We start from the raw sequence: 10,528 nt of genomic DNA, 5'->3' as shown, positions 1-10,528 counted from the left end.
ATCAAAATGAGATTTTATTAAATCTCCATTGTGTGTCACTCAAATCCTCTCGGGTAGGGCATGTCATTTACCTTCTAACCAAGCTTTTTATCAGATTGTGAAGACAGGTTCTGAGAAATAAAAGAGCTTAATTTTTATCCTTCCCTAAACACACCTTTTCAACTTTTGCTTTCTGGGCTAGGAACCCCAGTAGAAGTAGAATGCTCGAAACGATAGGATCGTTCAGAAAAATGTGTTTTTCTTAGATGATGCGCCGCCTGCATTGCCTCTGAAAAACCAGTCATAATCAGCTTAAGTTTTTCAGGATACGTTACACAATCTCCTGCGGCATAGATCCCTGAAACAGAAGTTTGTCCTGTTGAAGGACAAGTTACTATCATTCCGGAATTTAATTGAATCCCCCATGTTTCAAAAGGACTTTTTTGGATTTCAAGACCAAAACAAGGTATAAAAAAATCGCAATCCACCCACTGTGTCTGATCAAAAGCGTGTTGTAAATGGATTTTTTGAAGCTTTCCATTATTTCCTTCTAATCCGATCACCTGACAAGGAGCAAAAAGTTTAATTTTTCCTTCAGATATATAAGAGTCAAGGCGCGCTAAAGACGCTTCTTGTGCGCGAAATTTGTTCCTTCTGTGAACCAGAAAAACTTGCGCCCCTTTTTGACTCAATAACAAACTCCAATCTACTGCTGAATCTCCCCCGCCTGCGATAACAACTCGTTTTCCAGAAAAACGATCCGGGTGATCTACGCAATACAATACATTTTGATGTTCAAAATTTTCAATAAAAGGGATTGCGGGACGTTTGGGAGTAAACGCTCCAGCCCCTGTGCATATTAAAATTACGCGCCCTTTTATTTTTTCGCAAGACGTTGTCACGCTCCACCCCTTTTCCAAATCTTTTTCTAAGGTGCTTATTGGTGTTTGCAAAAAAATTCCCGGATTAAAAGGGGCCATCTGCTTTATTAATCGATCTATAAGCTCCCCGGCTAACAAAGAAGGATGTCCTGGAATGTCGTAAATAGGTTTTTTGGCGTATAGTGCAGAACACTGGCCTCCAAGAGCAGAAAGCGCATCAAAAAGCCCAACACGAAGCCCCACCATGCCACACGCAAACACTGAAAACAGCCCAACGGGTCCTGCTCCGATAATAATTACATCGTAATGAAACGGTTTCATTTGATTGTCAAAATAATTATTTTCTCTAAGACTACTCTTTTTTAGGTTTAAAGGCTATTGCTTTCTCTCTTAATTTTTAACGCTTAACAGCATTCATACACTCATGCTGAATGAAATTGTTTAAAAGTTTAATTTTATGCGTTAATAATTTTTCTTGTGCAAAGATTTCTGACAGAAGGAGATCGTGTTGCGTTAAGAACGCAGCATCGACAAGAAAAGAAGCGACGCGTAGAAGATAGGATTAAGGCAGTTTTGTTATCCGAAAAAGGGTAGAGCTCGTCAAATTGCTAATGCTCTTTTGATTGACGATCAGTCAAGGAGTATAAGTTAAAGGTGTAAAGCGGGGGCTCTGTAAGCAAGCTGAATGTTTCACAAACAGCGGAATTTATCGCACATTTGGAAAGCCACGACGTATATGAAAGCAAGCGATATCTGCGCTTACGTATTAGCCTGATTGGAGCCTTGGATTTGACAGGTGATGTTCCTTAAAAACCTTGAAGACGTTTTTTGATCAGCTGAAAGACGCTTATCCAAAAGCGCTGTTCTACCTGATCTTGGATCAAGGTGGAAAAAGAAAGGGGGATTGAGGTGCATTATTTGCCCTACCTATAAGCTCCAACCAGAGAAGAATGACCATGTGCGCAACATTCATCTGATCTTGGACCTTATAACACAAGCAAATATACCCAAAAAGCAGCAAAAGAAAGGGGGCATTGAGGTGCATTATTTGCCCTCCCTATCAAACCTGCCTCCCATCAAAGAATGAACATGTGAGCAATACTCGATTTTTCGTCTTTGCGAAAGAGTTTTGCCAGAGTGTGCTGCAAATTTTTTTGACCAAACCTGGGACAACATCGCCATAGATCTTGTCAACCGCGAATGACAATTTTCAACGCATTAGTCCAACACTTTCAGTTTGATTTGGCATGTATATCTACTTTCGCAAAAAGTTTGGTATATCATATTTTATCTCATGACGACACCATCTCATTTTTTGTAAAGATTTTGGACTTCGTACTATTAAGGGAGTGTGATTTTATAAATCTTATTTTCTTTACTGTGCGTAGGCCCTTTTTTATCTATGGAATAGAGGATGATTTGTTATATTTTTTCTTCAAGATTTTGAAATAAAAAATTAATAAGGATCTCATTTTAAGGGAAAGCAATTTCAAGCCAAGAATGAAAATTATCCCACTCTACTTCTCCTATGCGTGTTTTTATACGACTTCCTTTGGGGTTATTTGGTTGATACAAAACAAAAAATGGAACATCCGTGATACCAAAAATTTTTTGTGCCTGCATTTTCTTTTCAAATAAGGTTGTCAATTCTTTTTTAGATAATGTATTTTTCGTTTTTAAAATTTTCTTAACTTTTTCTAATTTTAAAGTCTCTAGATTTTCTGACGATTGTTTAAATTCACCACTAATATTCCACATAGGCTGATTTTTCATTAAAGCTTCTCTTGCAGAACTTGGATTTTTAGAAGCCCAGACATATCCACCGGCAAAAAAACTTACACGATCTGCGGGATATTCCACAAAAACAACTCGAAGAGCTCCAGAAGTATATAAAGGTAATGACTGAATTTTCAAAAAAATTTCATTATGGAATGCACTGCACACACGGCACGCAAGGGATGTAAAAGCAATCAAAGTGTGTGTAACAGGAACGGTACTTGGTTTATGAAAAACCAGGTAAAAATCTCCTTTTTTAAAAAACTCTGTTTTTATATAACGCTCTTGGAAGACTTCTTGAGATTGAAAATCGCTCTTTTTAGAAATCAGTGATGTCCAATGATTTAAGTACACTCCAATCCCTATACACAGTACTGACAATATCATCCCTAATAAACTCTTTTTATATAAACTCAAAAAGACACCCTTTCTATTTACTCGATATCTTTAACCATAGCATAAAAACTTTAATCAAACTTTATCATGTCCTCCCTAAATTTTAAGCATAATATACTCTTTTTAATAAGAACACTCAAAAAAATAAAAAATAAAAGAATAAATATTGGATTGAAGCGTCTAATCTTAAATAGACCGTTCTAAAAGAGTACTTTGAATCTCATGTATAATATTCATACGAACCATATCATAAGCAGTTTCTAATGCATGAGAAAACCCTATGGCATCTGTTCCTCCATGACTTTTTACTGCAATACCTCTGACCCCTAGCCACAAAGCGCCATTATAAATTCTTGGATCAAAATATGACTTAAAATCCTGCAAAAAAGGTTTTGCAATCCACCCTGCACACCGACCATAAAAAGAACTTCGAAACGCGCGTCCCAGCATAAAAGACATCATGCGCATAGTACCTTCGCCAGTTTTTAGCGCTACATTCCCAGTAAAGCCATCCGTAACGATAACATCTACGGTTCCCTTAGAAATATCATCTCCTTCTATGTACCCGTAAAAATTCATTCCATCTTGATACTTTAGAATTTCGTACGCTTCCTTCAAAGATTCTTTTCCTTTTTGAAGTTCAGTTCCCACATTTAACAAGCCAATAGAAGGAAATTCAACTCCCAAAACTTTTTGACAAAAGATCTTTCCCATCAAAGCATACTGAATTAATATCTTACTAGAGCTATCCAAATTTCCCCCAAGATCTAACATAACACTTTCCCCCTTGCACGTGGGAATTTGCGAAACAATGGCGGGACGAATAATTCCTTCCAAAGTTCTTAGAATAGACTTAGAAAGTGCTAAGTATACCCCTGTATTTCCCGCAGAAACAACTCCTTTGGATTGTCCAGAAGCAACACTATGCAAAGCACGCGACATGCTAGTATCCATTCCAGACTTTAGCGTAGAAAAAACTTCTGCTTGAGAATTAACATAATCTGGAGTATAAACAACATCAAAAAGATGTTCAGAAAGAGAAAAGCTTTTTAACGCATTTGATAACTCAGCCTCTACACCAAAAATCGAAAACTTACATTCTGGATACCTTTCATGAAAAAGGCTAACACCTCTTAAAAGCTCTTCTACTCTAGCGTCTGCTCCCATAACATCCACGGAAAGATGAATCATACTAATCTTCTTCTTTCTTTTTTTTCAAAACACGAAATTCCGCTTTTGTTGTAATCACTTTCCTTCCCTTATAGTATCCACATTCTAAACACATGTGATGAGGAAACCGATTTTTACCACAATTCTTACACGTTCCCACAGGATGAATCTCTATATGGTCATGAGATCTACGCATTCTTTGTCTAGAGTAACTTGTCTTTTTTTGGAACTGCCACAACTTTCCCCTGATCGCTACTTCTAAAGCCATTCTATAAAAAAAAATAGAAATTACAAGAGACCCAAAAAAGTTAATTTATTACACGGGAATAAAATATCAGCAGAAAAGCTTTCATTTACTTTGGGATTTTTTAGTTTTCAAGCTTGGGATTTCTTTTTTCTGTCTAGGAGATTTTTGATATAGCAATTTAGGTTTAATTAGGTGCAATTTTTTTATTATAACAAAAGAAAAATGACAAAGAGCTACAGCAACAATTTAAGAAAAAGGGGAATAGAATATTTAGATGAGGAGAACGGGTATATTAAAGCATCGCAACTATTTAAAATCAATGTATCAGCGATAGGCAGGTGGCATAAAGAATGCAGACAAGAAGGCAGTTATTTTCCTAAGAGGCGTGGTGGCTCAGAAAAAAGATTGACTTAGAGAAGTTTGAAGCGTACGTCAAAGAAAACCAAGATATGCCCTTGAAAAAAGCTGCTCAAGAATTTGGGGTGAGTATTTTTACAATCAGTTGCTGGTTAAAAAATAGCTATAAAAAAAAGACTTTTCGCACTTAGAAGCAAGCAAAAAAAAGTGAAGTCAGTATCAAGAATCGATCAAGATATAGCGTACACAAGTATTGTATATATTGATGAAAGCGGCATTGATATAACTGTGTGCAAAGACAGAAGGCTGGGGAAGAAAAAGTAAAAAGTTGGTTGGCAAAAAGAGTGGGATCAAAGAACAAATAGTATTGCCGGTTTGGTTAATAACACGCCGATAGCACCAATGGGGTTTAACGGATCTTGCGACACAGTACTATTCCAAGCTTGGGTATTTCTGATCAAGGAACTAAAGCCTGGTCAAGGTGTTATTATGGATAATGCCTCTTTTTCATCGGTATAATTTTTTTACCTCCTTACTCTCTTGATTTGAATCCAATAGAGACTTTCTGGGCTAATATGAAGAAGGGGATTGAATGCAATATACTAGCAATATACTAAATTTCAAGGCTCTATTCGACGCTTTCTCGTGCTTCTTTAAAACACCTAATTCAACCTAAATTACTATATATCTTTGATCTATTCTTGATACTGACTTCGCTTTTCTTTGCTTGCTTCTAAGTGCGAAAAGTCTTTTTTTTATAGCTATTTTTTAACCAGCAACTGATTGTAAAAATACTCACCCCAAATTCTTGAGCAGCTTTTTTCAAGGGCATATCTTGGTTTTCTTTGACGTACGCTTCAAACTTCTCTAAGTCAATCTTTTTTCTGAGCCACCACGCCTCTTAGGAAAATAACTGCCTTCTTGTCTGCATTCTTTATGCCACCTGCCTATCGCTAATACACTTATTTTAAATGGTTGCGATGCTTTAATATACCCGTTCTCCTCATCTAAATATTCTATTCCCCTTTTTCTTAAATTGTTGCTGTAGCTCTTTGTCGATTTCCTTTTATTTTAACAAAAAAATTACACCTAATTCAACCTAAATTACTATATAATTTTTTCCAAAAGATATATTGATACAGGTCCCAATACATTTAATATTTTTAATGTTGATCGGTAAGAAGCAAAAGTAATAGCTTCGGGTTTTAAATCTCCGTTCTAAACATTAAATTTTTACTACAAAGAGGCACTTAAAAAACGTTCTAACTGTTCTATCCCTTCTTCTATGAGGCTTGGCGAAACAGCATAAGAAAATCTTAGATATTCTTTTTTCCCAAATTCAGTTCCAGGAACTGTACATATATAAGCACGATTTAATAGACCTTCTGCTAATTCTGTATCAGTTTTCCATCCTAACGCACGAATTTTTGGATGATTTAATAATTCCGCGCAAGAAAAAAATACATAAAAAGCACCTTCGGGAGCTTGTACGCTTTTCCCTCCAGGAAGGCGGCGTAATGCTTGAACTAAAGTATCTCTTCTAGAGGAAAAAATTTTTCGATTCTTGCAAAAATATTCTTTTATTCCTTCTGAATTTAAAGACTTTTCTACAGCTTCTTGAACTAAACAACAAGGACCAGAGGTACTGTGAGATTGAATTTTTTCCATTCCTTGTATAAGAACTTCAGGCCCTATCCCCCATCCTAATCTCCATCCTGTTGCTGCAAAAGATTTAGAAATACCATTTACAACTAAAACTCGAGACCTAAGCTCTGGACACACATGCAAAAGATGCGGACAAAGATCTTTAGTGTAAGACAAAGACTCATAAATGTCGTCAGATAAAATAAAAACAGAAGGAAAATCTTTTAAAACTATTGCTAGCTGATGTAAGGTTTCAAAATCATACACAGCTCCGGTAGGATTGTTAGGAGAATTTAAAATTAACCATTTCGTTTTATCAGTTAGCGCTGTTCTTAACATTTCTGGTTTTAGTTTAAAGCCGTTCTTTTCATCGCAAAGAACAGGTACCCAACGTGCTTTTGTTAACTCAACAATCGTCGGATAAGAAACCCAATAAGGACTGGGGATGATTACTTCGTCAAGCGATTCCAAACTGGCCATGAGCGCGTTGTAAATAACTTGTTTTGCTCCGGTTGAAACACAAACGTTCTGTGCATCCCATCCAGATAATTTTTGGTGCTGTTCGGTGTACTGCAAAATACTTTTTTTTAAGGTATTCGTGCCAGATACTGGAGTGTAGAGGTGAGATTTAGATTTTATAGCATCTAAAACACTAGAAAACAGCTCATCAGGGGGAAACAGATCGGGTTCTCCAACGCTAAAATTAAAAACTCTATGACCTTGAGCTTCTAAAAATTTTGCTTTTTTAGACATATTAAGCGTAGCAGAAGCTGCCAATTTTGAAACAGTGCCAGATACAATCATATAAAAAGTTTTTCCTTTTTCATCTTTCTACTATTTAACCCTATCATACAAAAAGAAACAACGCTTTTCAGCACAAAAATTTTTAATCCTTTTAGAAAAAGCATCAGAAGGGTCTAGCGCTACTACACTATAGGCGTGCTTCCAAACTAAAAGATCTTTTTTATTGTCTCCGAAATAGTAAAATTTATTCTCTCCATAAAGATCGACAAGAGCTTTTGCTTTTGCAGAACCTACGCAATGAATTGTTTGCGTACTGCTTATGATGTGATCAAAACAGTTTAGGTAAGCGCCAACAGCATAAGCGGTGGGGTAACTTGCCCCGGTTGCAAGTACCAAAGGAATATTTTGTGTTTTGCACAATTTTAAAAAGTCTATTAAAAATGATCGATAAGGTAATGTTTCTGGATTTATGGGGTATTTCATACTGACCCACCATTTAAAAGCTGCCCAAGATTGGGTGTACAAAAGTTTCGGCAGCCCAAAAAATGCTTGTGGGAAAAAAAAATATAGAGAACTGCTTTGTAGTAACGTAAAATCCAAATCAATACATATTGGCAAAGAGACCCGACCTAAATCTAAAATTTTGAAAAGCTCTTCTGGGGAAGGTCTGTACAAAGCGCGAAGTTCTTGAAGCATCCTTTCTTTCAAAAAATCAAAACGCATTTTAATTTTAGCAAAATAATCAATAAAAGCTAGACCAATTTGAAAAGAAAATCATTGAAAAGAAATAATTTTTAGGTCAAATAGGCCTGAAAGGAAAATGGAAATAATCGTTTCTAATTATTTGTTTGTATTTGCAATTGGTCCAAAATATTTAAAGATATTCACCTTGACGTTTTAGCCTAAAAATTAAAAATTCAAGAAGAGAGTAACGCTTCAGCAAATCTCAAGTAAGAACCTGTCTTCACAGTTAAGCCAACCGACGAATCGGTTCGAATGAGGGATCATAACGTTGTGTTTTGCCGATTGACCCCCTATTTCATACTCTATGCTCAATCGCCTAAAATGATTTAGCTAAGCAAGTGGTCTCTCTACCCCCTATCGTTTCGCTAAAATTGCCCAATCCGGCGTAATACGTGCCCAAATCTCTACGGTCTTTTAACATGTTTTTAACAAACTCTTCGAACGTTTTACGATAACCAGCATCTGGGCATACGCTTTTAAGCGATGAATATTTTGCACCTGCCTCATCAAACACCTTGTATCCCGCAACAGTATCATGTGTAGTTGCTGCGTGAACCTTCGAATGCAAAATATGTGGGCATCCGTGACACTAAGGCGTTTACGCTCTTTGACCTTTTTTCCACAAAATCCCTTGTCAGTTTCTCCCCAATTCTGCTTTGTCTTGCTTGCATGTAAAATCTGTACACCCTTTTCTAGGAAGATATTCTGGCGGAAAAAAGCGCCACTGACAGCCCGTCTTTACAAGATAAAACACCCCGTTAGTAAGCGCTATCTTGCGTTTTTTACCCTAATCCCCTGTATCACATGAGACTTTATTCAATCCCATTGCTTGTCACTTAAATCTCTCGGATAGGGGATGTCATTTACCTTCTAACCAAGCTTTGTATCAGATTTTATTTAAATTGTGAAGACAGGTTCTAAGTCCGCAAGCTGGAAAATGGAAATATACGGAAGGAAAGCCTTCCTCTCCTTAGGAAAGTTTAAGCTCATGATAGAGTGATGATTTTAAAACGCAGCCTCTCACCACCGTCCAAAGCTTAGCTATAAGTCTGAGTTTTTGACCCAACACGGTTACGTCTCCACGATTTAATCATAGACTTATTGGCACAATCGGCATCAATGCCTTGACATCAAGGAAATTCCACGATCTACGCCATCTTCACTTGGGAATAAGGTATTCATCAATGAGAAACTATTTTACTAACCGCTGCATTTGACCGAGTAAAAATAAGAAACTGACTAGCTTTTTCGGTTTTTGTTCCATGTAACGATATCAATCTCAATACGGTTTTTTCACGTCAGCACCGGCAGTCAGCACCAAACCACTGCAAGGTGCCCCCAATTGATTATGTTTTTTACGCTCAAACAAGCGCTGCCAATCAGGTGCTTTGCCTTTATCGTCCACGATTTTACCTGCAGCAGTATTGCTCCATATAGTAATTTAGGTTGAATTGGGCATTTTAAAGAACCACGAAATAGGGTCGAATAGAGCGTTGAAATTTAGTATATTGCATTCAATCCCTCTCTTCATATTAGCCCAGAATTTCTCTATTGGATTCAAATCAAGAGAGTAAGGAGGTAAAAAAATTATACCGATGAAAAAGAGGCATTATCCATAATAACACCTTGACCAGGCTTTAGTTCCTTGATCAGAAATACCCAATCTTGGAATAATACTGTGTCGCAAGATCCGTTAACCTCCATTGGTGCTATGGGCGTGTTATTAACCAAACCGGAAATACTATTTGTTCTTTGATACTATTTCCCACTCTTTTTTCCAAGCAACTTTTTACTTTTTCTGCCCCAGTTTCTGTCTTTGCACATAGCCATATCAATGCCCATACTCCCCCTCACTTTTTTTCAGGTAGTTTAAAAGATCGCTGAAATCAAAGAATAAGAGTTTATCTTTGATCTACCTGAGTCCCCTTGTGTTCTTGTGTAAGGCCCGTTATAGAAGCGTATACAATAGCAACAGCGACAATGGTCATAAGTTTGGAAAGTCTTCCCAAATCTTTCATAGGGGGATTTTCAAGGTTAACCCCTTGCGTTTTCATAGTTCTGAAAAGCCGTTCAATGTCCCATCTTTGTTTGTTTAGTGCCCGGTCTTTATCTTAAGCAAATGACAAGGTGCTCATCTTTAATCTTTTTACCTACGATACCCCCCTAGGATCATCCAGCATGTTATACAGATGGCGGCTTTCGTCCGTATTTAGGTGAGTAAAAAAATCCTTCAAAGACTTTTTAGAGGTGCCAAAGTTGGCCAATTGATTATCTTTTATACGGATAAAAAAAGGGATCTTGTGGTCAAACAAATAAGTCAAACAAATAAGTGATCCAATCTTTGCCCACAAATTCGCGATCAGCTGAAAAGGAGAGAATTTTATCGAACCCAAAGATTTCCTTAAATTGGTTTAATAAACTGATGCGTGCTTGGGGGGGCGAATTTTTCTGGTGATCAAGCATTCTCCAAAACAAAGGAAATGTAATCTTTCCAACTTTAACAGCTAGTACGAGGCAATTGATATTCTGCGTTTCAAACTTCCAATTGGTGCCATCGAGCATTAAATGCATTTTAGGAACTGGCTCCCAA

The 10,528-nt window shown here is 36.9% G+C and carries 13 protein-coding genes and 3 pseudogenes; 4 read left to right on the top strand and 12 right to left on the bottom strand.

Annotation, left to right across the window (positions count from 1 at the left end; genetic code table 11):
* Window positions 1–158: 158 nt before the first annotated feature.
* The 4 genes from HE1_RS01680 to rpmF form a co-directional block, all read right to left on the bottom strand.
* Complete coding sequence (locus tag HE1_RS01680; protein ID WP_006291899.1) at window positions 159–1,181, bottom strand: NAD(P)/FAD-dependent oxidoreductase; 1,023 nt, start codon at window positions 1,179–1,181, stop codon at window positions 159–161.
* 1,152 nt (window positions 1,182–2,333) lie between these two features.
* Complete coding sequence (locus HE1_RS01675) at window positions 2,334–3,023, bottom strand: DsbA family protein (protein WP_035544038.1); 690 nt, start codon at window positions 3,021–3,023, stop codon at window positions 2,334–2,336.
* A 195-nt stretch (window positions 3,024–3,218) separates the two neighbouring features.
* Window positions 3,219–4,223 carry a phosphate acyltransferase PlsX gene (gene plsX / locus HE1_RS01670; RefSeq protein WP_084490909.1) on the bottom strand — a complete coding sequence of 335 codons (1,005 nt, stop codon included), beginning with the start codon at window positions 4,221–4,223 and terminating at the stop codon, window positions 3,219–3,221.
* 1 nt (window position 4,224) lies between these two features.
* Entirely contained in the window at window positions 4,225–4,470 is a 246-nt protein-coding gene (rpmF, locus tag HE1_RS01665) for a 50S ribosomal protein L32 (RefSeq protein WP_035544036.1), read from the bottom strand.
* A gap of 201 nt (window positions 4,471–4,671) precedes the next feature.
* On the opposite strand from rpmF, the gene HE1_RS09920 reads away from it, so the two are divergent.
* The 4 genes from HE1_RS09920 (at window position 4,672) to HE1_RS10245 (ending at window position 5,423) form a co-directional block, all read left to right on the top strand.
* A complete protein-coding gene (locus HE1_RS09920; RefSeq protein WP_035544034.1) occupies window positions 4,672–4,863 on the top strand; it encodes an IS630 transposase-related protein in 192 nt (63 codons plus the stop codon).
* A 35-nt stretch (window positions 4,864–4,898) separates the two neighbouring features.
* Window positions 4,899–4,997 (top strand): hypothetical protein, encoded by a 99-nt coding sequence (locus tag HE1_RS09915; RefSeq protein ID WP_278243087.1) that lies wholly within the window; start codon window positions 4,899–4,901, stop codon window positions 4,995–4,997.
* Between the two features lie 184 nt (window positions 4,998–5,181).
* On the top strand, window positions 5,182–5,325 hold the full coding sequence (locus HE1_RS08715) for a hypothetical protein (RefSeq protein WP_162531179.1): 144 nt from the start codon (window positions 5,182–5,184) through the stop codon (window positions 5,323–5,325).
* 26 nt (window positions 5,326–5,351) lie between these two features.
* Window positions 5,352–5,423, top strand: coding sequence for a hypothetical protein (locus HE1_RS10245; protein WP_373279895.1), 72 nt, complete (start codon window positions 5,352–5,354; stop codon window positions 5,421–5,423).
* 116 nt (window positions 5,424–5,539) lie between these two features.
* On the opposite strand, the gene HE1_RS09910 is transcribed toward HE1_RS10245, so the two are convergent.
* From HE1_RS09910 to HE1_RS08695, 8 genes and pseudogenes are all read right to left on the bottom strand, one after another.
* Window positions 5,540–5,638 (bottom strand): hypothetical protein, encoded by a 99-nt coding sequence (locus HE1_RS09910; protein WP_278243087.1) that lies wholly within the window; start codon window positions 5,636–5,638, stop codon window positions 5,540–5,542.
* Between the two features lie 35 nt (window positions 5,639–5,673).
* Window positions 5,674–5,826 carry a hypothetical protein gene (locus HE1_RS10240; protein ID WP_162480169.1) on the bottom strand — a complete coding sequence of 51 codons (153 nt, stop codon included), beginning with the start codon at window positions 5,824–5,826 and terminating at the stop codon, window positions 5,674–5,676.
* Between the two features lie 216 nt (window positions 5,827–6,042).
* Window positions 6,043–7,254, bottom strand: coding sequence for a pyridoxal phosphate-dependent aminotransferase (locus HE1_RS01650; RefSeq protein WP_035544033.1), 1,212 nt, complete (start codon window positions 7,252–7,254; stop codon window positions 6,043–6,045).
* A 30-nt stretch (window positions 7,255–7,284) separates the two neighbouring features.
* A complete protein-coding gene (locus tag HE1_RS01645; RefSeq protein ID WP_162480161.1) occupies window positions 7,285–7,902 on the bottom strand; it encodes a hypothetical protein in 618 nt (205 codons plus the stop codon).
* Window positions 7,903–9,217: 1,315 nt separating this feature from the next.
* Window positions 9,218–9,343 (bottom strand): phage terminase large subunit family protein, encoded by a 126-nt coding sequence (locus tag HE1_RS09560; RefSeq protein ID WP_242837170.1) that lies wholly within the window; start codon window positions 9,341–9,343, stop codon window positions 9,218–9,220.
* A gap of 117 nt (window positions 9,344–9,460) precedes the next feature.
* A pseudogene (locus tag HE1_RS10565) lies at window positions 9,461–9,612 on the bottom strand (transposase); the annotation flags it as partial.
* A gap of 227 nt (window positions 9,613–9,839) precedes the next feature.
* Window positions 9,840–10,025 (bottom strand): annotated as a pseudogene (locus tag HE1_RS08705) (hypothetical protein); the annotation flags it as partial.
* A 217-nt stretch (window positions 10,026–10,242) separates the two neighbouring features.
* Window positions 10,243–10,528: pseudogene (locus HE1_RS08695) on the bottom strand (hypothetical protein); the annotation flags it as partial.

The sequence above is a fragment of the Holospora elegans E1 genome (assembly GCF_000648275.1).
Taxonomy (GTDB): domain Bacteria; phylum Pseudomonadota; class Alphaproteobacteria; order Holosporales; family Holosporaceae; genus Holospora; species Holospora undulata_A.
This window is presented reverse-complemented; position numbering and strand designations above follow the sequence as displayed.

Bases quoted from the DNA above. Each gene is read 5' to 3' on its own strand.
- HE1_RS01680 (WP_006291899.1), bottom strand. From the start codon at position 1,181: ATGAAACCGTTTCATTACGATGTAATTATTATCGGAGCAGGACCCGTT.
- HE1_RS01675 (WP_035544038.1), bottom strand. From the start codon at position 3,023: ATGATATTGTCAGTACTGTGTATAGGGATTGGAGTGTACTTAAATCAT.
- plsX (WP_084490909.1), bottom strand. From the start codon at position 4,223: ATGATTCATCTTTCCGTGGATGTTATGGGAGCAGACGCTAGAGTAGAA.
- rpmF (WP_035544036.1), bottom strand. From the start codon at position 4,470: ATGGCTTTAGAAGTAGCGATCAGGGGAAAGTTGTGGCAGTTCCAAAAA.
- HE1_RS09920 (WP_035544034.1), top strand. From the start codon at position 4,672: ATGACAAAGAGCTACAGCAACAATTTAAGAAAAAGGGGAATAGAATAT.
- HE1_RS09915 (WP_278243087.1), top strand. From the start codon at position 4,899: ATGCCCTTGAAAAAAGCTGCTCAAGAATTTGGGGTGAGTATTTTTACA.
- HE1_RS09910 (WP_278243087.1), bottom strand. From the start codon at position 5,638: ATGCCCTTGAAAAAAGCTGCTCAAGAATTTGGGGTGAGTATTTTTACA.
- HE1_RS01650 (WP_035544033.1), bottom strand. From the start codon at position 7,254: ATGATTGTATCTGGCACTGTTTCAAAATTGGCAGCTTCTGCTACGCTT.